At 71.3% G+C, this 22,560-nt stretch carries 25 protein-coding genes; 9 read left to right on the top strand and 16 right to left on the bottom strand.

Going from position 1 to position 22,560, the window contains the following annotated elements; all coding sequences use genetic code 11:
• Positions 1-231: 231 nt before the first annotated feature.
• The 4 genes from GON04_RS07045 to GON04_RS07060 form a co-directional block, all read right to left on the bottom strand.
• Positions 232-1,413, bottom strand: coding sequence for an acetyl-CoA C-acetyltransferase (locus GON04_RS07045; RefSeq protein WP_157397219.1), 1,182 nt, complete (start codon positions 1,411-1,413; stop codon positions 232-234).
• A gap of 201 nt (positions 1,414-1,614) precedes the next feature.
• On the bottom strand, positions 1,615-2,811 hold the full coding sequence (locus GON04_RS07050) for a DUF4382 domain-containing protein (protein ID WP_232532950.1): 1,197 nt from the start codon (positions 2,809-2,811) through the stop codon (positions 1,615-1,617).
• A gap of 156 nt (positions 2,812-2,967) precedes the next feature.
• Positions 2,968-3,666, bottom strand: a complete 699-nt coding sequence (locus tag GON04_RS07055) for an ATP-binding cassette domain-containing protein (protein WP_157397220.1) — start codon at positions 3,664-3,666, stop codon at positions 2,968-2,970.
• On the bottom strand, positions 3,663-4,397 hold the full coding sequence (locus tag GON04_RS07060; protein WP_157397221.1) for an ABC transporter permease: 735 nt from the start codon (positions 4,395-4,397) through the stop codon (positions 3,663-3,665). Before GON04_RS07060 ends, GON04_RS07055 begins: the two co-directional genes overlap by 4 nt.
• A 196-nt stretch (positions 4,398-4,593) precedes the next feature.
• Here GON04_RS07060 and GON04_RS07065 point away from each other — a divergent pair, with 196 nt between their 5' ends.
• The 3 genes from GON04_RS07065 (at position 4,594) to GON04_RS07075 (ending at position 6,939) form a co-directional block, all read left to right on the top strand.
• Positions 4,594-4,992, top strand: coding sequence for a cupin domain-containing protein (locus GON04_RS07065; RefSeq protein ID WP_157397222.1), 399 nt, complete (start codon positions 4,594-4,596; stop codon positions 4,990-4,992).
• Positions 4,993-5,018: 26 nt separating this feature from the next.
• Positions 5,019-6,272 (top strand): SGNH/GDSL hydrolase family protein, encoded by a 1,254-nt coding sequence (locus GON04_RS07070; protein ID WP_157397223.1) that lies wholly within the window; start codon positions 5,019-5,021, stop codon positions 6,270-6,272.
• Between the two features lie 184 nt (positions 6,273-6,456).
• Positions 6,457-6,939, top strand: coding sequence for a response regulator transcription factor (locus tag GON04_RS07075; protein ID WP_157397224.1), 483 nt, complete (start codon positions 6,457-6,459; stop codon positions 6,937-6,939).
• On the opposite strand, the gene GON04_RS07080 is transcribed toward GON04_RS07075, so the two are convergent.
• From GON04_RS07080 to GON04_RS26740, 5 genes are all read right to left on the bottom strand, one after another.
• Positions 6,936-7,751: a PIG-L deacetylase family protein gene (locus GON04_RS07080; protein ID WP_157397225.1), complete on the bottom strand. Its 816-nt coding sequence runs from the start codon at positions 7,749-7,751 to the stop codon at positions 6,936-6,938. The genes GON04_RS07075 and GON04_RS07080 overlap by 4 nt on opposite strands.
• A gap of 69 nt (positions 7,752-7,820) precedes the next feature.
• Positions 7,821-8,243, bottom strand: a complete 423-nt coding sequence (arsC, locus tag GON04_RS07085) for an arsenate reductase (glutaredoxin) (RefSeq protein WP_157397226.1) — start codon at positions 8,241-8,243, stop codon at positions 7,821-7,823.
• Positions 8,244-8,290: 47 nt separating this feature from the next.
• Positions 8,291-9,625, bottom strand: a complete 1,335-nt coding sequence (locus GON04_RS07090) for an ATP-binding protein (protein WP_157397227.1) — start codon at positions 9,623-9,625, stop codon at positions 8,291-8,293.
• Complete coding sequence (locus GON04_RS07095; RefSeq protein ID WP_157397228.1) at positions 9,622-10,293, bottom strand: response regulator transcription factor; 672 nt, start codon at positions 10,291-10,293, stop codon at positions 9,622-9,624. The genes GON04_RS07090 and GON04_RS07095 overlap by 4 nt, the downstream gene beginning before the upstream one ends.
• Positions 10,294-10,303: 10 nt before the next feature.
• A complete protein-coding gene (locus GON04_RS26740) occupies positions 10,304-10,543 on the bottom strand; it encodes a PepSY domain-containing protein (protein WP_181653929.1) in 240 nt (79 codons plus the stop codon).
• A 217-nt stretch (positions 10,544-10,760) separates the two neighbouring features.
• On the opposite strand from GON04_RS26740, the gene GON04_RS07105 reads away from it, so the two are divergent.
• The 4 genes from GON04_RS07105 (at position 10,761) to GON04_RS07120 (ending at position 15,280) form a co-directional block, all read left to right on the top strand.
• The gene (locus tag GON04_RS07105) at positions 10,761-11,216 is read left to right on the top strand and encodes a hypothetical protein (protein WP_157397230.1); all 456 of its coding nucleotides are present in this window, start codon (positions 10,761-10,763) and stop codon (positions 11,214-11,216) included.
• Between the two features lie 367 nt (positions 11,217-11,583).
• The gene (locus GON04_RS07110) at positions 11,584-13,773 is read left to right on the top strand and encodes a multicopper oxidase family protein (RefSeq protein WP_157397231.1); all 2,190 of its coding nucleotides are present in this window, start codon (positions 11,584-11,586) and stop codon (positions 13,771-13,773) included.
• 30 nt (positions 13,774-13,803) lie between these two features.
• Positions 13,804-14,274, top strand: coding sequence for a hypothetical protein (locus GON04_RS07115; RefSeq protein ID WP_157397232.1), 471 nt, complete (start codon positions 13,804-13,806; stop codon positions 14,272-14,274).
• Between the two features lie 16 nt (positions 14,275-14,290).
• Positions 14,291-15,280, top strand: coding sequence for an SCO family protein (locus GON04_RS07120; protein ID WP_157397233.1), 990 nt, complete (start codon positions 14,291-14,293; stop codon positions 15,278-15,280).
• Here GON04_RS07120 and GON04_RS07125 read toward each other — a convergent pair whose 3' ends face one another.
• The 5 genes from GON04_RS07125 to GON04_RS27035 form a co-directional block, all read right to left on the bottom strand.
• Entirely contained in the window at positions 15,281-16,333 is a 1,053-nt protein-coding gene (locus GON04_RS07125; RefSeq protein WP_157397234.1) for a phosphotransferase family protein, read from the bottom strand.
• 16 nt (positions 16,334-16,349) lie between these two features.
• Positions 16,350-17,339 carry a DMT family transporter gene (locus GON04_RS07130; protein WP_157397235.1) on the bottom strand — a complete coding sequence of 330 codons (990 nt, stop codon included), beginning with the start codon at positions 17,337-17,339 and terminating at the stop codon, positions 16,350-16,352.
• 124 nt (positions 17,340-17,463) lie between these two features.
• Positions 17,464-18,345: a YihY/virulence factor BrkB family protein gene (locus tag GON04_RS07135; protein WP_157397236.1), complete on the bottom strand. Its 882-nt coding sequence runs from the start codon at positions 18,343-18,345 to the stop codon at positions 17,464-17,466.
• A 107-nt stretch (positions 18,346-18,452) separates the two neighbouring features.
• Entirely contained in the window at positions 18,453-18,683 is a 231-nt protein-coding gene (locus tag GON04_RS07140; RefSeq protein WP_157397237.1) for a hypothetical protein, read from the bottom strand.
• A 150-nt stretch (positions 18,684-18,833) separates the two neighbouring features.
• Positions 18,834-18,962 carry a hypothetical protein gene (locus tag GON04_RS27035; RefSeq protein ID WP_255481816.1) on the bottom strand — a complete coding sequence of 43 codons (129 nt, stop codon included), beginning with the start codon at positions 18,960-18,962 and terminating at the stop codon, positions 18,834-18,836.
• A 531-nt stretch (positions 18,963-19,493) separates the two neighbouring features.
• On the opposite strand from GON04_RS27035, the gene GON04_RS07145 reads away from it, so the two are divergent.
• Both GON04_RS07145 and GON04_RS07150 read left to right on the top strand, forming a co-directional pair.
• On the top strand, positions 19,494-19,949 hold the full coding sequence (locus tag GON04_RS07145; RefSeq protein ID WP_157397238.1) for an RcnB family protein: 456 nt from the start codon (positions 19,494-19,496) through the stop codon (positions 19,947-19,949).
• 119 nt (positions 19,950-20,068) lie between these two features.
• On the top strand, positions 20,069-20,914 hold the full coding sequence (locus GON04_RS07150) for a hypothetical protein (protein WP_157397239.1): 846 nt from the start codon (positions 20,069-20,071) through the stop codon (positions 20,912-20,914).
• 6 nt (positions 20,915-20,920) lie between these two features.
• Here GON04_RS07150 and GON04_RS07155 read toward each other — a convergent pair whose 3' ends face one another.
• Entirely contained in the window at positions 20,921-21,253 is a 333-nt protein-coding gene (locus tag GON04_RS07155; protein WP_157397240.1) for a hypothetical protein, read from the bottom strand.
• A gap of 35 nt (positions 21,254-21,288) precedes the next feature.
• Positions 21,289-22,443 carry a citrate synthase family protein gene (locus tag GON04_RS07160; protein WP_232532951.1) on the bottom strand — a complete coding sequence of 385 codons (1,155 nt, stop codon included), beginning with the start codon at positions 22,441-22,443 and terminating at the stop codon, positions 21,289-21,291.
• Positions 22,444-22,560: the final 117 nt, after the last annotated feature.

Raw genomic sequence — 22,560 nt, forward strand, 5'->3', positions numbered from 1 at the left:
ATTCCGCGCGGACGGCGCGACTCGTCGTTCGATCAAGAGAAATGCCGTGCTCCTGAAGGAGGCACGGCATTTTTTTCGCCCCCGATCGACAGCGCGTCCCTCACAGCAGATCAGCCACCGCCCTGGCTCTGGAAATCCGCTGATCTGCCCCCTCTCCCCCTCGGGGGAGAGGGATGGGGAGAGGGGGCTCCCTGCTTGGGCTTGATCGTCCCAAAGGGCGCGATCTTCAATCTAGTGAAGAGCTTCCACGATAGTGACGTTCGCCATCCCTCCTCCCTCACACATCGTCTGCAGGCCGTAGCGACCTTTCCTCCGGTTCAAGACGTTCAACAACGTCGTCATCAGCTTGGCGCCCGAGGCGCCCAGCGGATGGCCCAGGGCGATGGCGCCGCCGTGCACGTTCAGGCGGGCCGGGTCGGCGCCGGTGGCCTGCAGCCAGGCCAGGGGGACGGACGCGAAGGCCTCGTTGACCTCGAAGGCGTCGATGTCCTCGATGCGCAGGCCGGCCTTCTTCAGCGCGGCCTGGGTGGCCGGAATCGGGGCCTCCAGCATCACCACCGGATCGTGCCCCAGCACCGAGAGGTGGTGGATGCGCGCCAGCGGCTTCAGGCCGAAGGTCTGCAGCGCCTTCTCGCTGACCACCATCACGCCGGCCGCGCCGTCGGCGATCTGGCTGGCGGTGGCGGCGCTGAGGCGGCCGCCCTCCTGCAGCAGCTTCACGCCGGCGATGCCCTCCAGCGTGGCGTCGAAGCGGATGCCCTCATCCACCGTGTGCAGGGCCGCGCCTGCTTCCTCGCCGGCCTTCCAGGCGGCAACCGGCAGGATCTCGGGCGCGAACAGGCCGGCCTCGGTGGCGGCGCGGGCGCGGCGGTGGCTCTCGAGCGCATAGGCGTCGAGCTGGTCCTTCGACAGCCCGTACCGGCGCGCGATCATCTCGGCGCCCACGAACTGGCTGAACTCCACGCCGGGATAGCGGGCCTGGATGCGCGGGCTCATGTAGAAGCCCATGCCGTTGCGGCGCGGCAGCTCGCTGGGCGTGAACATCGGCACCCGGGACATGCTCTCGACGCCGGCCGCGATCACCACGTCCTGCGTGCCGGCCATCACGGCCTGCGCCGCGAACTGCAGCGCCTGTTGCGACGAGCCGCACTGGCGGTCGATCGAGGTGCCGGGCACGGACTCGGGCAGCAGCCGGGAGGCCAGCACGGCGTTGCGGGCCACGTTGGTCGACTGCTCGCCGGCCTGGCTGACGCAGCCGAGCAGCACGTCGTCGACGGCGGCCGGATCGATGCCGGTGCGCTCGACGAGGGCATCCAGCACTTCGGCAGCGAGGTCGGCCGGGTGCCAGCCCGAGAGGCGGCCGTTGCGACGGCCGGCGGCGGTGCGCACCGCGGCGGTGATGTAGGCGTTCATGTGCACGAGCCTAGCGCGAAACGCCGGCGGTGCAGGAGCGCGGAAGCACGCATCCGGAATGTGGGAGCGCAAGCGCAAACGGATACACGGGCATCCGGACACCCGTACCCCGCCCCGCGATGGGCGGGCGAAAAAAAAGCACGGCAGCCGTGCTGCCGTGCCTGTCGCGGGGGACGCCGCAGCTGCGGCGTCCCTCATTCCTCAGGGCGCGAACGTCAGGTCCACCACCCCGTCGGTCGTCGTGACGTCGGCGGCCTGGTCCACCGCCGTGCGGCCGGGTGCCGCCGCCTGCACGCGGTACTTGCCCGCCGCCGCGGTATCGGCTGCGAAGGCCAGCGTGCCGGTCGCGGCGTACGGCGCCTTCACCGGCGCGGCCGCAGGCACGCGCAGGACGTAGGTGGCCGCCGTGGCGTCGACCGGCACCCGCGCGACCTCGACCGTGGGGCCGCCGGCCAGGGCCTGGCTGGCGCGCACGGTGGCGTCGGTCACCAGCGCCGTGGCCGTTCCGGCCGGCACCGAGACCGTGCCCGTGACCTGGCGCATGGCCGAGGTGGGCGGCAGGATCGCCGTCGCGGTGCCGTTGACGACGGTGGTTGTGGCCGTCACCGGCACGCTGCTCACCACCGTGGTGCTGCGGCCCTCGGAGCCGATCACCACGTCATAGTTGCCGGCCGGCAGCGAGCCGAGCACGAACCGGCCGGTCGCGTCCGGCACGGTGGAGCGGACCACGGTGCCGTCCTGCTGCGCCGTCACCGTGGTGCCGGCGATCGTCAGCGTGGTCGAGACGTAGCCCAGGATGCCGGTGGCCACACGCGGCGTCACGGTGAGCACCGGCTTGAGGTTGTAGTTGCCCGAATTGCCGGCGCGCACGACCGAGCGGCAGGCGTCGAAGTCCAGCACCAGGTCGGTGGTCTGGTTGGTCGAGACGTCGAAGGTCGCCTTCAGCTTCAGGCCGCTCTGCTGCGCGCTCGGCGTGGCCAGCGGCACCAGGGCGCCGCCGGTCGGCTGCACCGCATTGGCCTGCGGCGCCGCGCTACCGTTGTCCAGCAGCACCAGCCGGACCTGGTTGTAGCGGCCGGCCGGCAGCTGCGTCTGGCCGAGTTCCTCGAACACGCCGTTGGTGAGGTCCAGCAGGTCCAGGCGCCTGGGGGCCGCCAGCACGATCTCACGCCAGCCGGCGTCGCTGTCGGCGGCGCTGCCGTCCTGGTGCACGCGCACCCGGTCGACCGTCACGTACACATGGTCGTAGCCGCAGCCGGGGGCATCCGTCAGGGCCACGCTCAGGGCGCCCGATCCGGCCGTGCTGGTGCCGCCACCGCCGCCTCCACCACAGGCAGCCAGCGCGGCCGCCACGGTGCACGAGGCCAGGGCCCGCAGGCCGAACATCGATTTGCTCATCCAATCCCTCTCGGTTGTGATCGAGGGCGGATGGTCGCGACCGGGCGGTATGGCCCCGTTGGAATTCGTAACTGATGCGTCGGTTGTCTACGCGAGGCGGCTCGCCGACACCTCTCGTTGCGGTTGCCTGTGACGATTTCCCATCACATCGGCCGCTCAGTGCTCCAGGCGCAGGAACAGGTCGGCCTCCGGCGACACCTCGGCCAGCCGGTCGCGGTCGAAGAACTCGGCCACGGGCAGGTCGGCCAGCACCCGACCACGCTCCAGGTAGGCCACGCGGGTGGCCAGCCGCTTGACCTGCCCCAGGTTGTGGCTGGCGAAGACCAGTGTCGTGCCGCCCTCCGCGAACTCGGCCATGAGCGCCTCGACCTCGCGCTTGCTGGGCGGATCGAGGTTGGCGGTCGGCTCGTCCAGGAACAGCACCTCCGGCTGCAGGCACCAGGCCCGGGCCAGCGCGACGCGCTGCTGCTGGCCGGCGGACAGGTGGCGGGCGTTGCGGCCGGCCAGCTCCTGCAGCCCCACCCGGGCCAACGCCGCCGGTGCGCGCTGCACCGCCTCGTGCCACGGCAGCCCGGCCAGCCACAGGCCCAGCACCAGGTTGCGCTGCACCGAGGTGCGCAGCAGGAAGGGGCGCTGGAACACCATGGCCTGGCGCGCTGCGGCGTCGCGGGTGAAGGTGCCGCGCACCGGCGGCAGCAGTCCGTGCAGCGTCCGCAACAGGGTGCTCTTGCCGCTGCCGTTGGCGCCGATCAGGGCCAGCCGGTCGCCGCGGGCCAGCTGCAGCTGGACGCCGTGCAGCACCGGGCGGCCTCCGATCGCGACGTCGGCCTGCGTGAGCTGGAGCAGCGTGCTCATGCCACGGCTCCCCCCATCGCGCCGGCGGCCTCGGTCTGGGTGAGGCGCCAGCGGCGCAGCAGCGCGAGCACCGCGTTCAACACGAGCACGATTCCCAACAGCACCACGCCCAGGGCCACCGCCAGCGGCAGGTCGCCCTTGCTGGTTTCCAGCGCGATGGCGGTCGTCATCACGCGCGTGAAGCCGTCGATGTTGCCGCCCACGATCATCACCGCCCCGACCTCGGCAATGGCGCGGCCGAAGCAGGCGATGCCGACCGTGAGCATCGCGTAGCGCTCGTCCCACACCAGCAGCAGGCCGCGCAGCCAGCGGCCGGCGCCGAGCGAGGCCAGCTGCTCGCCGTGCGCCTGCTCGGCGTCGTCGACCAGCTGGCGCGTGAGCGCCGCCGCCACCGGCAGCACCAGGAGGGCCTGGGCCAGCACCATGGCCTTGAACGAGAACAGCCAGCCCAGCGACCCCAGCGGCCCCGACCGCGAGAGCAGCAGATAGACCAGCAGGCCGACGACCACCGAGGGCACCGCCAGCAGCGTGTGCAGCACGGCCAGCGCGGCGCCCCGGCCCGGGAAGCGCGCCACGCCCAGCCAGGCCCCGGCCACGCAGCCGATGGCGCAGCCGATGACGGTCGCGGTTCCGCTGACGGCGAGCGAGCGGCCGACGATGGCCAGCAGCTGCGGCTCGGCACTGGCCACGAGCTGGAACGCGGTGACGGCAACCTCGGTGAACGTGCTCATCAGGCAATTGTCGCCCGGGGCGCGGCACGCCTGCATCGACCGCCGGGCAGCCCTCCGGCGCGACCTTTCAGGCCATCGCGACGGCACGCGATCAGCCGCGGACTACAGCGCGGGCGCGCGGTCCGGCCTAGCCTGCGGACGTGGACGCGAACGGCCGACGAGCCAGCGTCCCCCTCCACCCCGACCGGACCCCACCATGGCCCTGCCCCACGCCCAACCGCTGGACATCGTCAACGTCGCCCCCCTGGGCGCGGCCCTCGGCAATGCCGTGAGCACCAGCCTGATCAAGACCGGTCGCCTGCAACTGCTGCACATGGTCCTGCGCGCCCACCAGGACCAGCCCGAGCACCGCGTCGACGACGAATGCACGGTCCACTGCCTGGAAGGCGAAGTCGAAGTGGTGACGGGGGGCGGCGTGCGCCAGCTGCGTCCCGGCAACCTGCTGCTGCTGCCGGGCGGCGAGAAGCACTCGTTGCGGGCGCGCACCGACTGCGCCGTGCTCGTCACCCTGCTCCTGGACCGTGGCGATGCCGGCCACGGCGGCGGCAACGGCACCCGGTCGCTGCGCGACCCCAAGTCGCCGGACGGCGCCTGACCATCCCATCCTCAGATGGTGTCGCCATGACCACGTCGTCCGCCCACCGCGCCTGGCGGACCCTCGCCGCCGTCGCCGCCCTGGTGCTGGCCACGGCGTGCGGTGGCGGCGGTGGGGTCGGCGGCGGCGTCGCCAGCAGTGCCCCGCCCAGCGCCAGCGGCGGCGCGACGCCGGCGAGCGGCACGGCGCCGACGGGCACGGCCACCCCGACGACTCCCGCCGCCACGCCGGCACCGGTGATCACGCGCCTGGTCGTCGCCGGCGACAGCCTGGCGGATGTGGGCACGCTGGGCGTGAAGGCCACGGTGCAGAACGCGGCCAACCTCGCGGCGGGCTATCCGATCTACACCGATCTCGTCGCGACCGGCCTCGGCGTCGGCGCCCTGTGCAACTACTTCTCCACCACCAACGTCATCGACCTCACGACCCACCCCGGCTGCACCGACTTCGCCGTGGCCGCTTCGCGGGTGATCAACCCCGTCACGCGCGGCGGCACCGCCCTGCCGCTTTCGCTCCAGAACCAGCTCGAGACGGCCGTCGGCGCCAACGGCGGCGCCTGGGCTGCCGGCGACCTCATCGTGGTGGACGCCGGCGCGAACGACGCTGCGGACCTCGCCGACGCCTACCTCAATGCGCGCGACGGCGGGCTCGACGACCAGGCCGTGTTCGTGGCCTTGCTGTCGCAGCAGCTCAGCGCCTCGGCGATCGACGCCGCGCTGGCGCAGCCCGACGGTGGCTCGGTCGCCGCCGGCCTGTACATGCGGCGCCTGGCGCAGACCTACTGGGAGACCATCAAGGCCAACACGCTGGACAAGGGCGCCGCCCACGTCGCCGTGCTCAACGTGCCCGACATCTCGCTCACCCCGCGGCTGCGCACCAACGCGACGGAGCTGGCGGCTGCGGAGGGCCCGGCCGTGGCCGATGCCTTCACCGCCGCACTACGGCAATGGATCACCGGCTTCAACACCGAGCTGTCCCGGCTCGCGGCCGACGACACCCGGGTGGCGCTGGTGCCCTATTTCGACGACTTCACGGCCCAGGAGGCCAACCCGGCCGCGTTCGGCCTGACCAACGTGACGGACCCGGCCTGCCCGCCGGTCGGCGAGTTCCCGCAGGCCTGCACGGACGCGGCCCTCGACGCCGCGCCGCCGCAGCCCGACCTCGCGCCGGGCTGGTGGCACACCTGGGCCTTCGCCGATGGCTTCCATCCCACGCCGCGCGGCCACGAACTGCTGGCCGCATCGGTGAACCGCGCACTGGAGCAGGCCGGCTGGCGTTGAGGAGCCCGGCTGACGAATCGATCCTGCTGGGCCGTGCAGGCCTTGGGCCCGGCATCGTCGCGCACCACCGTGGTGCCGAGCGCTCGGTGCGACAATCCGCGAAGGCAGCAACGGGGCTGCCATGCGGCCCCCGCTCGTCGGCAGGCCGACACAGCGGGACGATCCGCAGGGAAGACGAAGCATCATGACCGAGGAGAAAGACAAGCCAGGCCAGCGCTCGGGCACCGGCGCCCAGAGCGTGCTGCAGCACATGGCGCACGACGCCAGGGAGTCGCCCGGTCCGTCCTTCGACCGCAGCAACTACACCATCCTCGTGGTCGACGACATCGCCGCCAGCCGCTACGCGTCCGTCCGGCTGCTCCAGGTGCATGGCTACAAGACCCGCGAGGCAAGCGACGGCAGCGAGGCCCTGCTGTTTGCCGACTCCTGCAATGCGGTACTCCTGGACGTCAACCTGCCGGACATCAACGGCGTCGAGGTCTGCCGCCAGCTGAAGGCGCAGTCCCCCGGCGTCCCGGTGGTCCTCATGTCGGCGTTCTACGTCGACGACCTGCACACCGAGGTGGGCCTGAGCGCCGGCGCCGACGCCTACCTCTACGCGGGCCTGACCTCCGAACAGCTGGGCGGGCAGTTCGACCAGCTGCTCGCGCCCGCCGCGCCGGACTAAGCGGCAGCCGGCGGCGGGACCCCGGTCCCGGGCTGGCCCCGCACGCGCCAGAAACGCTCGGCCGCGGCGCCGCCCGACCCGAGCGAGCGCGCATGGCCCGAGATGGCGCCCCGGTAGTCGTCGGTGAAGCGGAAGATCACCGGCACCTGCGAGCCGTAGGCGCCGATGGCCGCCAACTTGCGCTCCAGGGTGTCGGTGACGGTGACCGTTTCCGCCGGCCCCACCACCTCCACGAGCTGCGCCAGCCGGCGGTCGAGGGCGGCCGGCGTGTGGATGCCGTACGGCAGATCCTCGTAGGCCCACACCTCGACCCCGCGCGCCGCCAGTTGCCGGCCGGCCTCGAAGGCGAGCTGGTGGTCGACGTGGTCGCCCACGCCCAGCGGCACGAACACCTGGGCGCCGGCCCGCCATTCCGGCAGCTCCAGCAGTTCGTCGGCCAGGTGGGTCGCCAATGCGACCTCTTCCGGATGCAGGGGACCGTAGAGCGCGCCGTCGTCGGGGTAGCGGTCGCCGCGGTAGATCGCATCGGGCAGCCCCAGCCAGCGGATGCCGCAACCCAGCACCGCCGCGGCGCGGGCATCCTCCTCGCGCCGCTTCGCATGCACCGCGTCGGGATCGTCCAGCTTCCAGCGCGCGTGCTTGTGGGCCGCCAGCTCGCCGACCATCGCGTGGACCACCTCGCTGGCGAACACCGTCACGATGGAGGGCGCGCAGCCGGCGGCCGACCAGGCCGCGGCCGTGCCGCCGCAGGACAGGGCCACGTCGTCGTAGTGGGGTTGCAGGAACAGCGCGTAGCGCGGCGCGAGGGGCATGCTGGGTCGGGGTCGGTCGCGGCCGGAGCAGATGCGATGGTGCGGGCCGCGCGGCTGATCGCGTGGGGTCTAGCCGCGCCGCTGGCCCGGGTCGCGGACCACTTCCCCGTCCTCCTTGGTGAAGGGCGCGAGCGGGCCGACGGGCAGCAGTTCCAGCACCGCCTCGGACGGGCGGCACAGCCGGGTGCCCAGCGGCGTGCGCACCACCGGGCGGTTCATCAGGATGGGATGCTGGCCGATGACCTCGAGCAGTTGCTCATCGGTCCACTTCGGGTCGGCCAGGCCGAGCTCGGCGTACGGCGTGCCCTTCTCGCGCAGCAGGTCCCGCACGGGAATGCCCATCTCGGCGAGCAGCTGGCGCAGCTCCTCGCGCGACGGCGGCGTCTTCAGGTACTCGACGACCGTCGGCTCGATGCCGGCGTGCCGGATCAGGGCCAGGGTGTTGCGGCTGGTCCCGCAGGCCGGGTTGTGGAAGATGGTGACTTGGGCCATGGTTCTATCTCTCTTGCAGGCCGCCATGCTAGCCGCCCCGGCCGGCCTCAGGGCGGCGGCAGCGTGATCTCCACCCGGGCGCCGCCCAAGCCGGCGCGGCCCAGCGCCAACTCGCCGCGGTGGCTGGCCACCAGGTCGTTGACCACCGCCAGGCCCACGCCGTGGCCGGGCACGCGTTCGTCCAGCCGCACGTGCAGCTGCAGGATGGATTGCGTGTCGCTGAACCCGGGGCCGTCGTCGTCGACCACCAGCCGCAGCCGGCCATCCGCCAGCGCTGCCGTGGCGGCCACGCGCGTCCGCGCCCACTTGGCGGCGTTGTCCATCACGTTGCCGGCCACCTCGAACAGGTCGCCCTCGTCGATGCGCCAGCCCAGGTCGGGCGGGCAATCGACCGTGAGGGCGAGCCCCCGCTCCGCGTAGACCTTGCGCAGGGCGCCGGCGATGCGTTCCAGCACCGGGGCCACCAGCACCGGCGGCGCGAACCGGGTGGCGCCGCCGGCAGCCGCGCGGCCCAGCTGGTGCTGCACGATGTCGTCCATGCGCTGGACCTGCTGCTGCACCGCGGCCGGCAGGCCGGCGGGTTCGGCGAGCGCATTGCGCAGCACGGCCAGCGGCGTCTTGAGGCTGTGGGCCAGGAAACTCAGCGCCTCCTTGTAGCGGCCCTGGCGCACGCGTTCCTGCTGGATCAGCGTGTTCAGGTTGTCGGTCAGGGCGACGATCTCGTCCGGGTAGCGTCCCTCGATGCGGGCCTGCTCGCCGTGCTCGATGCGGCGCACCTCCACGGCCACGCGGCGCAGCGGCGCGAGCCCCCATCCGAGCAGCAGCAGCTGCGCCAGCAGCAGCAGCGCCGCCGCCCCCCCGAGCCAGATCCACATCGTGCGCGCGAACACGGCGACCTCGCGGTCGAAGGACGCGCTGTCCTCCACCACCGACAGCACCAGCGGCGACTCGCGGTCGTCGGCGGCCCAGTTCACGCCGTAGCTGACGGCGTGGTAGGCCTTGCCGCCGGCCTGCACGGCCCCGATGCGCCATTGCCCCGGCTGCACGCCCTCGCGCTGGAACGGCGGGTCGACGCCCAGGCTGGAGGCCGAGCGCCACTGCTCCTTGCGGGCCACGTTGTCGATGCTGGCGTACAGGCCCGATTGCGGCAGCGCCAGGCGCGGTTCGGCCAGCGTGGGCGGCATCACCAGCGCGCCCTGCTCGTCCAGTTCCGCCCGGGCCAGCAGCAGGTACACGGTGCCCTGCAGCCGGCTGAAATGCGCCGCCCGCACACTGTCGGCATGGGCGCGCTGCACGGCCAGGCCGGCCCCCGCGATGAAGGCGACCAGGACCAGCGCGGCGCCCAGGAGCAGGCGGGCGCGGATCGAATACCCGGCCGTCATCCGAGGGTGAAGCGGTAGCCGCGCCCGCGCACCGTCTCGATCGGCGCCAGCGTGCCGTCCGGATCGAGCTTGCGGCGCAGCCGGCCGAGCAGCACGTCGACCACGTTGCTGTCCCGGTCCTCGCCGTGCGGGTAGAGGTAGTCGGCCAGTTCCTGCTTGGGCACCACGCGCCCGCGTTCGCGCACCAGGAACTCCAGCAGCCGGTACTCGAAGGCCGTCAGCTCCAGCGGCTGGTCGCGCAGGCGCACCGCCTGCGCCGCCAGGTCGATGCTGATCGGCCCCAGCGCCAGCGGGCCGGTCACGGCCTTGAGCGAACGGCGCAGCAGCGCCTTCACCCGCGCCGCCAGCTCCGGGTATTCGAACGGCTTGACCAGGTAGTCGTCGGCGCCGGCCTCCAGGCCCGCCACCTTGTCCTGCCAGGTGCCGCGTGCGGTGAGGACCAGGATGGGCATGGCGCTGCCCCGGGCGCGCAGGCGCTGCACGATGGCCAGCCCATTGAGCTTGGGCAGGCCGAGGTCGATGATCGCCAGGTCGAACGGGTACTCGGTGGCCAGGAACAGGCCCTCCTCGCCGTCGGCCGCCTGGTCGACCCGGTAGCCCTCGGCCTCGAGTTGCCGGGCCAGGCCCAGTCGCAAGGGTGCTTCGTCCTCGATCAGCAAGACGCGCATGACGGCAGCCTCAGGGCCGGCGGCTGGTGCCGGCGTCGACCAGCACGACCCGGACATCGCCGCGCGGCGTCACCACCTTGACCCGCCAGACCTGCCGGCCGCCGGCATCGGCCAGGTCGACCGACAGGACGCGGCCGCCGGTCTGCTGCTGCACCTGCGCGGCCGCCTGGTCGCGGGACACCTGGGCCCAGGCAGGCAGCAGCGCTCCGGCCAGCAGGGCAGTGCAGATCAGGCGATGGAAGGTGCGCACGTCGGTCGGGTGGAAGGGCGATGGGAACGATGGTACTGCCGCCCACCGGCGAGACGGCGACCTGCAGGCCGTCGCTCCCGGAGGGCGTGGGACGCAAGGTAACGGCGGCTGCATGAATGGCACCTGAACGAGGCAGCGCAGGAAATCTGCAATCCGTTCAGGAAGCATTCATGGACGCGCGCCCACCATCCGTTCCATGCCAACACCAGGAGCCACCATGAACCGTTCCATCCTCACCCAGCGTGTCGCGGCCACCGCCATCGGTCTGGTCGCCCTGGTTGCCGCCTCGGCCTCCCACGCGCGCACCGACGTGTCGGTGTCCATCGGCATCCCCGGTCCGGGCGTCTACGTCCAGCCGGCGCCGGTGCTCGTGCAGCCGCAGCCGGTGTACGTGCCGCCGCCGGTGGTGGTGCAGCCGCGCCCCGTCTACGTGCAGCCGCAGCCCGTGTACGCCCAGCCCATGTACGGCCAGCCGGTGTATGCCCAGCCGGTCTACGCCCGCCGCGGCCCCTGGGGCGATCGCGACGGCGACGGCGTCCCCAACGCCTACGACCGCTGGGACAACCGCCAGCACTGGGGCCATGGCCACCGTCACGGTCCCTGGGGCGATGCCGATCGCGACGGCACGCCGAACCGCTACGACCGCGCCCCGGGTAATCCCCACCGCCGTTGATTCCCGCGCCCGCGGTGCATGCACCGCGAGTCGGCTACCCGTCAGTTTCGACCGTCCTGCTGAGCTCCCGCGGCCTTCGCCCATGCGGCGTTGCAGCGGATGAGCGTGCTCCTCACAAATGAGGAGGCCCCTGTGCGCGTTGCAGCACAGGACGCCACATCCCAACGGCGCAGGAACATGGCTGCTGTTCGCGCGCGCGCAGATGACCAGAGGCGGGGACAGCGCTGCGTGCTCCCGTGTCCGCGCGTGACAGCGCACAGCGCTCGTAATGGCTCTTGGATTTGCCGCGCAGAGGCTCACACTGGGTTTCCTCTCCGAACCAGCAAAGGTCCGGCGATCGGCAAGGGCAACCTCCAAGGGGTGAACCATGTTCCTCACCAAGTCCGCTTCGGCATCGGTGCTGCGGGAAGCCGAAAGGGCAAGAAACAACCGGCTCGAGATCATCCAGGCGCTGTCGCACGGACAGGTGTCGCGGCGCGACTTGATCAAATGGGGAATCTTCACATCCGGCGGGTTCCTGGCGGCCAAGCACGGGCTCAGTCCGTTCGTGCGCAACTCCTGGGGAGCGATCCCGACCGGCGTGCCGGCCAGCCCGCTGTTCGGCGCGCTGCCCTTCACGTTCCCCATGCTGCGCTTCGATGTGCTGCCACGCCTGCCGGTGTCGGCCCTGAGCCCGGCCCCGACCAAGGAGGCCAACACCACGCAGCAACCCGTGCCGGCCATCCTGGGTGGCGGCACGGGACCGATCGAAGGGCGTCCGCCGGGGCCGATCTGGGCGCACCAGGGCTGGGAACGGTTCCCACCCAAGGTCGCGATCGAGGTCACGCAGGCCCCCTGCCGGATCGGCGCGAAGGGCAGCTACCGGCCCGAGGTGTCGTCGCCGTCGCTCAACTGCGACTTCGACGACGTGAACGCCGAGTGCCGGCCATATTTCAATACCGCCTTCCCCAACCAGGACGGGAACCGGTTCTGGACCTTCAACGGCACCGTGCCGCCCAAGCTCGTCCAGGGCCGCTACGGCGAACCCATCCTGTTCCGCCACCACAACGGGCTGAGTGCCGACCGCAGGGACAACGCCGGTTTCGGCCTGCACACGATCTCGACCCATGAGCACAACGGCCACCATGGGGCGGAGAACGATGGCTTCACGGGCGCCTACTTCTTCCCGGGCCAGTTCTACGACTACCACTGGCCGATCGTGCTGGCCGGCTTCAGCACGATCAACACGGGCGCCACCGACCCCAAGGCGGGCAGCCCGAACGACAGCGGTGGCGTCGACCTCATTCCCGGCGACTGGCACGAGACGATGAGCACGCACTGGTTCCACGACCACATGTTCAGCTTCACCTCGCAGAACGTGTACAAGGGCGTGGCCGCGATGTTCAACATCTACAGCGCCCTGGACCGCGGCAACGAGGCCATCAACGACGGCGTCAACCTGCGCCTGCCCAGCGGGTCGGCCAAGAGTTGGGGCAACCTGGATTACGACGTCAACATCATGCTGGCCGACAAGGCCTGGAACGCCGACGGCCAGATGCAGTTCGACATCTTCGACCTCGACGGCTTCCTGGGCGACCAGATGACCGTGAACCTGGCCTGGAAGCCGTTCTTCAACGTGGAGCCGCGCAAGTACCGCTTCCGGATCCTCAATGCCTCGGTCTCGCGGTTCTTCAAGCTGGCGCTGAGCGACGGCTCGCCGATGATCCAGATCGCCAACGACGGCAACCTGCTGCCCGGCCCGGTGGTGCTGACGGAACTCGACGAGATCGGCATCGCCGAGCGCTACGACATCGTGATCGACTTCTCGCGCTATGCCCTCGGCAGCACCGTCCACCTGGTCAACCTGGCCGAACACCAGGACGGCCGGCGGGTGGCCAAGGACCTGCGGTTGTCCGAGGCCCTCTCGGGCAATTCGCCGGACCCGTGCGTCGGCAGGTTCCTGGAGTTCCGCATCAAGGTGCCCCTGGCCGGCCCGGACCGCAGCCAGGTGCCGAACGTGATGATCCCGAACCCGGACCTGTCGAAGATCCCGGTGTCGCGGGAGCGGGTGTTCGAGTTCGGGCGCGGCGCGAACAAGAACACCAACGATCCGATCTCCTCGGCCTTCGGGCCCTGGGGCGTGAAGGTCGATGGCCAGGACATGCTGGCCGCCGACTTCGGCCGGATCTCCGCGGCGCCCAAGTTCGGGACGCGGGAGGTCTGGACCCTGCGCAACGGCGGCGGCGGCTGGGACCACCCCATCCACATCCACTTCGAGGAAGGCCAGGTCCTGGACCGCGACGGCAGCGCCAGCAAGGTCCCGGCCTGGGAACGGGGACGCAAGGATGTGTACCGGCTGCGCCCCGGTGGCAGCATCAAGATCACCATGCAGTTCCGTGACTGGGGCGGCATGTTCATGGAGCACTGCCACAACACGGTGCACGAGGACAATGCCATGCTGCTGCGCTGGGAGATCCACGATGCGGGCGCGCCCTTCCTGAAGGCGTTGCCGACGCCGATCCCGACGCCACAGGGCGTGACGTTCAGGGACCCGACCCAGGTCCTGCGGAACGCGTAGCGACGCGAACGGTCCACGTTGGAGCGAATCATGAACACCTTGCATCGGCGTCTCGTTCCCGTCCTGCTGGCCATCGTCGTCACCGCGGTCGCGGCGGCCGACGCGGACCAGCAGAAAGCCGTGACGGCCCAGGCGGCCGGCACGGTCGCGGCGGCCGGCCCGGCCACGGAGGCCGTGGTCTTCAGCGGACAGGCATCGATCAGCGGCAGGGTGGTCCGCGACACCACCTTCGGCGCGCCGCCGGTGCTGGAGATCATCGTGGACATGAAGAACGTCACCGGCAAGGGCGTGCGCAGCGGCAAGGCCTACCTGGTCTCCAGCGAGTCCATCGTGCGCCGGCCGCTCGCCGCGTTCGAACAGGTCGAGGTCAGCTTCCCCTTCGCCCCCGACGGCAACGTCCTGCAGGCACGGTCGGCCATGGCATCCTTTGGCGTGAACTACAACGCCAGCAAGGGCCTGACGACGACCCCGGTGCGGATCTCGGCCCAGAACCCCACTTGATCGCGGACGTGTCGCCATGACCAGCACGCTGTGGAAAGCGGCGGGGCTCGTGCTGCTGGCCGCCGCGGCCGGCCTGTGGGTCGGCGTGCGGGGGCCGGGAGCGGGACCGGCGCCGGCAGCCGCCGCGACGCCGTACGGACCGGACTACTTCCCCAACGTCGCGCTGACCACGCAGGACGGCAAGACGGTGCGCTTCTACGACGACCTGCTCAAGGGCAAGGCGGTCGCGATCAACCTGTTCTACACCAGCTGCCAGGACGTCTGCCCGCTGGAGACCGCCAACCTGGTGCAGGTGCAGAAACTGCTGGGCGAGCGGATGGGCAAGGACATCTTCTTCTATTCGATCGCCATCGACCCCTGGGACACGCCCAAGGAGAACAAGGCCTACGCGCAGAAGTTCGGCGTGGGACCGGGCTGGCTGTTCCTGTCCGGCAAGGAAGCCGACATCCAGCTGCTCGCCCGCAAGCTGGGCCTGTCGCGGGCCAGCGACGCGGTCAGCAAGGATGGCCACAGCGCCAGCCTGATGGTGGGTGACGTGGCCAACGGGATGTGGATGCGCAACTCCGCCACCGACAACCCACTGTTCCTGTCCACGACCATCGGCAACTTCCTGGGCTGGAAGAGCGCCAAGCCGGACGCCAGCTATGCGGAGGCGCGCCCGCTGAACATCGGCAAGGGGGAGTTCCTGTTCCAGAGCCGCTGCAGCGCCTGCCACACCATCGGTGGCGGCGACCGGGTGGGGCCCGACCTGCTGGGCGTGACCGAACGCCGCGACCACGCCTGGCTTGCCCGCTTCGTGCTCGAGCCCGAGAAAGTGCTGGCGGAAGGCGACCCGATCGCGACCGACCTGTTCAGGAAGTACAAGCAGGTCCGCATGCCCAACGTCGAACTGGGCAGCGACGACGTCGTCGCGGTGCTGTCGTACATCCAGGCACGCTCGCGGTCTCCGGAAGCGGGGACCGGGAAGGATGCGGTAGCGGGCAATGCGGCGGCGCGCGGCCGCTGATCACCCCAGCAGCTCTCGGCAACCGAGGTCGTCCACGGCCAGCAGGATGCGTTCGTAGTTGTTCCACCAGATGCGCGGCGGCACGTCGAAGCCGGCCTGCCAGACGGGCCGCAGGATGAGCCAGAGGACCGACAGGCGGTAGTCGTCGTCCAGGGCGCTGCGGCCGTAGCCGGCCACGCCGTGCGCCAGCAGGGTGTCGTGGTACGCATCCAGAAGGCGATGCTCCAGCAGGCGGCGGCGCTCCGGATACCAGTGCATCGCGATCATGTAGGCCAGGTCGTCGGCTCCGGTGTCGACGCGCCAGGCGTCCCAGTCGAACAACCGGCCCCCGCCCTCGCCCGCCGGCAGGAAGCAGTTCCAGACATGGGCGTCGCCGTGGACGATGGTCATGTGCCGGTGCGTGGCATAGCGCGCGTGCAGGCGCGGGCCGGCGTCGATCAGCCTCTCGTAGAGCCTGCGGCGCTCGGGCGTCACCAGGTCGCCGGTGCGTTCCAGGAAGGACGCGAACCGCTCCTCGAAGGACGACAGCATGCCTTCGAGGTCTGCAGGTGTCGCCCAGCGCCCGGCCGACACGCCGAGGCGCGCATGGTCCCACCAGGCCGCGTGGAACCGGGCCAGCGTCCGGACGATGCGCTGGCACTGGCCTTCGGTGGGCGGCAAGGGCCAGGTCGTGGCGATGGCGTGGGTATCCGTGAGGTCTTCCAGCAGGAGATGCCAGGGTTGTCCGTCGCCCTCGCCCGCCGCATCGAAGCAGCGCGGCAGCAGCCCCGGCGGCGTGGCGGGCGCCACCTCCCGGTAGAACGCGACCTCCTGCCGGCCGCCATCCCAGCCCGCCTGCAGCCGCTCGGGAAGCTGCGTCTTGAGAACCAGGGACGCCGGCGCGCCGTCGGCTTCGCCGTCGTAGCCGACGCGCAGCCGCACGATCGAGGACAGCACGGTGTCCCTGGCTTCCAGCACGCCGACCTCGCGCACGCGGCCGGCGTGCAGGATGCCGGCGCGCTGCAGGATGCCGGTCAGCGCGTCGGCGTCGATGCGGGTCGCAACCGGGTCCATGGCGTCCGCTCCTTTCTCAGGGATGATCTGCCGCGCGGGACGGGGCGGTTACCGTGGCCGGCCGCGCGGCCGCGCCGACCGCCCGCGTGACCATTGCGATCCCGGCGCACACGAGCACCAGCGCGAGCAGGTTCTTCCACTCCAGCACCGACTCGCCCAGGAAGATGGCCGAGAGCACCGCGCCGAAGACCGGGACGAGGAAGTTGAACACCGCCACCAGCGACACCGGGTTGTGCTTGAGCAGGATGGTCCACAGGGAGAACGCCACCGCCGACAGCAGGACCATGTAGGCCATCAACGCCGCCGCATCCCAGGACCAATGGGCCAGGCTGCCCCCGGCCGCCCATCCCACCAGCAGCAGGATGGCACCGCCGATGGCCAGCTGGGCGCCGGTCATGGCCACGGCGTCGAAGCGCTGCGAGAGCCGCTTGCCGTAGATGGAGGCGGCGGCCAGCACGAAGGCGGCGATCACCACGAAGCCCTCGCCGAGCAGCGTGACGTCGAACCGGGCCAGCTGCGGGCTGACGTTGACCACCAGCACCCCGGCGAAGCCCACCAGGCAGCCCAGCGCCTTGCGGTGGGTGATCCGCTCATGGCGGTAGATGAAGTGCGCCAGCAGCACGCTGAAGAAGGTGCCGGTCGCGTTCAGGATCGAGCTCTTCACGCCCGTGGTGTGGGACAGCCCGATGTAGAAGAAGACGTACTGCAAGGCCGTCTGGGTCGCGCCGAGCGCGAACAAGGCGCCCACGTCGCGCCCGGAACGCACGCCCAGCCGCCGCCCGGTCGCCCACGCCAGCGCCAGCAACACGAGGCCGGCCAACAGGAAGCGCCAGCCGGCGAACAGCATCTTGCCGCCCAGGTCGTCCGGGGCGATCTGCAGCAGCGCATAGCCGCCCTTGATCGCCGGGTACGCACTCCCCCAGAGCAGGCAGCACAGGGTGGCCAGCGAGACCACCACGGCGGGCCGGGCGAAGACGGAGTGGGGCTGGGAAAGCGGTGCGGCCATGGCGGGAGGCGGGTGGACACCCGGCTCGATCGCTCGGGACCCGGGTTTGATGTCGTGGGATACAGGGGGCGCTGATCCTAACGCCCCGCACGCAGACGATCCGGTCGCGCACTCCCTCGTGCCACTACCGGGAAGGCTCCTTCCCCGGCGGTCCCACCTCCTCCCGCAGGATGCCGTTGATCTCGGCGCCGAAGATCAGGGTGGTCGCGCTGATGTACAGGAAGACCAGCGTGGCGACCACGCCCGCGAAGCTGCCGTAGAGCAACGCCAGCTTGCCTGCCGTGCGCAAGGTATAGGACAGGGTGGCGGCCGCCGCGACCCACATTGCGGCGCCCACCAGCGCGCCCGGCAACACGGTGTAGAGCCGCTGGCGGATGTCGGGCAACCAACCGTACAGCAGCGCGTACACCACCACCAGCACCAGGAAGGCCGCGCCGTAGCGCACGCTGTTGTGCAGCCAGAGCGTCTCCCGCCCCGCGTCGGTATTGGCTTCCAGCAGCTGCCACACGTAGGGCATGACGATCACCGTGCTGAAGGCGGCCAGGACGCCCGCCCCGGCGACCACCGTGAACACCGTGACCTTGATGCGCGCCTTCCAGAACGACAGCCCGCGCTCGATGCCGTAGGCACGGTTCAGCGCCGAGCGGATGGCCTGCATGCCCGACGAGGCCGTCCACAGCGTCGTCAGCACGCCGATGGCCAGCAGCGCCTGGTTGCGCTGCGCCAGCACCTGCTGGATGACCGGCTGCATCGCGTCGCGCACCACCTGGGGCGCGTAGTCCAGGACCTGATCGACCAGTGCTGCTGTCTGGCCGGGCTGCCCGATGAAGCCGGCGGAAGCAGACACCAGGATCAGGAGCGGGAACATGGCCAACAGCCACGAGAACGCCAGGCTGCCGGCCTGGTTGCCGCTCTGGTGCAGGACGTAGTTGCGGATGGCCCGCAGCACCACCCCCAGGCCGGGCGTGGCCAGGAGGCGGCGCCAGGCTTCGCGAAGTCGGCCCATGGGCGCACTCTCCTTGTGATGACGCCGGCCCCCCGACGGACGGATCGCTGTCGGCACGGTGCCGACCCGGGCTGCTCCGGCTGCCTGGAACTGTAGCGGGCCGGGCGCTAGTCGTGGCCGTCCGGAAGGGCCATGTCGGCTGCCGCGCCGATGGCCTTGCCGGTCAGGCGCACGGTGCCGATGGCGGCGTCAGCCGCCAGGCCCGCCGCCGAAATGGCGACACTGGCCGTGGTGTCGACCGCGCTGACCACCGCACATCCGCCCAGCGGGGCGATGGCGAGGGCGAGCGCGATGGCGCCGCCGGCACGGGAAAGGGAAGGAGAGCGGAAGGACTGCATGGGTGGGCGCGATCCTAGTGCCCCCGTGTAACTCAGCTGTAGCCACGCGGTAAGCAGTCGTGCGCCGTGCTCCCGCGCCCGGCATGGAACCAGCCCGCGGGCCGGTTCCGGGCTCGGCCCGACACCGGCGCAGGCCGGCATCGATGGGCGTCAGAACTGCCACAGCAGGACCAGCAAGGCGGCCGACACGTACGGCCCCAGCGCGCAGACGAGCGCGTAGAGCACGGTTTTGCCGTCGAACTGGAAGGACGACTGCGGGCGGGTGTTGTGCGACTGCATGGGGAACCTCCTTGGGGACATGCGAGGACCAAGGGCGGCCGCGCCGCGCGTGCGGCGGGCGTCCGGACAGGCCGTGCGATGGCGTGCAGCGCTCGCGGCTAGGCGAACCCTGGTCGGTGGAAGTCGCCGCGCCGAACGACCATCGTTCGCGCAGCAGGCGTCAGGCGCGCGCGGGCAGCGCGCTCGTCAAGCGGAGAGCGCCGTCAGCGCGGGACGCCGGGAGGGAGCACCCAGCGGATGCTGGTGCGATGGCGCGAGCCGGGAATCCGGCTCGGCTGCAGGCAAGGAACGGAAGGCTGGAGTCGCCTTGCGTCTGGCCCGCGACGACTTGCGGGTTTCAACATGGGGTCTTCTCCGTTCAGAGATGCGGCGCGACATGCGCCACGCCTGCATTGTCGCTCGCTTCGGGAAATCGTGCTCGCCCCGGGGCTTGTCCGGTTGCCGCGCTCTTTGCACCCGCTGCACCCGCTGTTCAACGGCGGTTTGCAATGCCACGCGAGCATGGAGGCACCACAACGGAGCCACCAAGCCATGAAAGCCAAGACCATCGTCTGCAGTCTCGCGATCGCCTCTCTGGGTTTCAGTTCCCTCGCGTTCGCCCAGCCCGCCTGGCGCGATGCGAACCACGATGCGCGCGAAGCCAGGCAGGACATCCGCGACGCCCAGCGTGACCTGCGCCGCGCCGACACGCCGCGTGAAGCACGCGAGGCACACCAGGACCTGCGCGAAGCCCAGAGGGACCTGCGCGAAGCACGCGTCGACCAGCGCGACGAGCGCCGCGACGATTTCCGTGCCCGCGCCCCGGCCTTCCACCGCGGCGACCGGCTGCCCCCGGCGCTGCGCCAGAACCACTATGCGGTGACCAACTGGCGGGGCCACCACCTGGCCGCCCCGCCGGCCGGCTACCAGTGGTTCCAGGTGGGCACCGACTACGTGCTCGCCGCCATCGCCACCGGCCTCATCGCCAACCTGGTCCTGGGTTCCTAGGGGGCGAAAAAACGCTCACGGCTGAGACATGCGTCACGCTCAGCAGGGCGAATCATGTTCATGCCGTCACGTTCGGGCCCGAGGCGGTCATGGCTCTACCATTTTGCGAAGGAAGAGCCATGCCAAGCCTGTTGCCCCTCCTCCATCGCCTGCCCGCGGCTCTGCTCGTCGGGCTGGCCGCCGCGCACACGGCGGCCCAGGCCGATCCGCCGAACCGCGCGGTGATGGACCCTGCGCCCGGGGTCCAGCTCAGCTACGAGCGGCAGGGACCGCTCGACACGCCGACGCCGCCCGGCCGCTTCGACGGGACCATCGCCACCCCGGCCGGCATCCTGCGCACCACGGTGCGTGCGTCGCCGAACGAGGAGCAGCGCTTCCAGCGCGGCGACACCACCTTCGAGCTGCCGAGCCCGGTCCTCGACGGCCAGTTGCAGGTGCGCGAGCGCGAGGCCGGCGGCCTGGGCGCGACCTGGCGCGCCCGGCTCGGCGCCGGCCTGGCGGCCGACGCACAGGGCGAGCGCACCCCGATCCGCAGCGGGGAGGCGCTGCAGCTGCAACAACAGTTCACCGACGGCAACGCCGCCCGCGCCCAGGTGTCCAGCTCGCGCACGGCCGCTGCGCAGGGCCGGCGCTGGGATCTCGAGGTCACGCATGCCACCAGCAGCGCGCGCTGGAGCGCCGGCATCGACGCCTCCGAACGCAGCTACGTGTCCTCCTCGGGCGGGCTCGAGCCGCGCGCCGGCGTGCGCCTGGGCACCCAGTGGCTGGTGCTCCCGAACACGCGGATGGAAGCGCGCTACACCCGTCACGTGCGCTGGGACACGGAGGAGCCCCTCTCGTCGGTCATGCTCGGCACCCGCTTCGACCTGCCCCGGCGCGCCAGCCTGGTCACCGGCGTGGAGGTGGATGGGGAATCGCGCCACAAGGCGTCGGCGACGCTGATCGTCCCCCTCGAAGAGCGCTGAGCGGGCCTACGGCGCCGCGCGCGGCTTGCGCGGCTCGAGGTCGCGCGCGAGCTTGTGCATCGCGGCGTCGTCCTTCACCCACTCGCCCCCGCGGCGGTAGGTGCAGCTGGCGGTGCGCTGGCCGGTCTCCAGGACGCCGGTGAAGCGGTAGGTCACCACGTAGTAGGTGGCGAAGTTGCCGAGGGCGGAAAAGTCGACCGCCTGGACGGTCACGTCGCGGCCGATGATGGGCTTCAGCCGCTGCAGGCAGTCGTCCTGGAGCCGCGCCTGCGACAGGCCCTGGGCCAGGCCGGCCGCAGGCAGCAGCAGGCAGGCCAGGGACACGACAGGGCGGCGCATCGCGGGATTCTCGCGCCGGGGCGTCGCAGAGGGGATCAGGGCGCCGGCGGCCGCGCGCCCGGCCCGGCGTCGGGCAACGGGCCGACGTAGCGCCCGCGCGGGCGAATGACCTCCGCCGTACCCAGTTGCTCCAGGCTGTGGGCCAGCAGCCCCACGCTGCGCGCCGTCGCGAACAGCCCGAAGGCGGCGTCGGCAGGCAGGCGGCAGTGCGACACCAGCGCTGCCAGTGCCACGTCGATGTTGGGCTGCAACCCGGTGTGGTGGGTCACGTTGCGGATGAAGCGCGCAATCACCGGTGGCGGCTCGAACAGGGCCAGGAGTGCGGCCGCGCGCGGATCGCCGTCGGGATACAGGTGGTGGCCGAATCCGGCCAGCGGCGACCCGGTCGACAGATAGCGCGCCACCACCTCGTCGTCGCCGCTGCGTTCGACTTCGTCGATCAGCGCCTGCACGCGACCGGAGGCGTCGCCGTGCAGCGGTCCGGACAGCGTGGTCAGGCCGGCCAGCAGGCAGGCCGGCAGCGACGCGCCGGTCGACGCCGCGATGCGGGCGGCGAACGCCGAACTGGTCAGCTCGTGGTCGACCAGCAGCACCAGGGCCGTTCGCAGCAGCCCGGCCACCTCCGCCGGCTGCCGCCAGCCCTGCGCGAAGCGCGTGTGCAGCGGCTGCCGCCCCGGCCGGGCGCCGAATGCCGTCGCCAGCTGTCCCACCAGGCCCTGTCCCTCGGTGTGCAGCACGCGGGTCAGGCGGCCCCGGGTGGAATGCCCGGTGGCCGCCAACGCGGCCAGGCCGGTGAAGGCGGCCACCCGCCCCGCCTTGCCCTCGCGGGCGGCCGGCGCGACCGAGAAGTCGACCGCCTGCACCGCGCCCCACAGCAGCTGCGCCACCTCCTCCACGGTGGCCGACCGGGCCAGGCCGATGACGTCCTGCCCCCGGTAGTACGGGCGTCCACGAACGAACGTGCACAAGGCGGTCGGGATGCTGGGCTCGGCGCCGAACAGCGCGTTGGCGGCCAGGGTCTCGTGCTTGCGGCCGGCCTGCTTGCGCCTGGCCAGCGCGGCGATGTCCTCGGCGCGGTACAGGCTGCGGCGCGAGTCGGCCGGGTCGGGCATGACTTCGAGCTTGCCGCGGCTCACGTACGCGTAGACCGTCTGCGGCCGGACCCCGAGCAGGCGGCATGCCTCATCCATTGCGACCCAGGAAGCCATCGGGAGGGTGGAAGTGAATTGATGTTGATTTTATACGTCAATATTGACGCTTCCATCAAGTCTTTGGGACGATGCGCCCCTGCTTCCCGGAACCCTCTC

Source organism: Ramlibacter pinisoli (assembly GCF_009758015.1).
In the GTDB taxonomy this organism is placed as follows: Bacteria; Pseudomonadota; Gammaproteobacteria; order Burkholderiales; family Burkholderiaceae_C; genus Ramlibacter; species Ramlibacter pinisoli.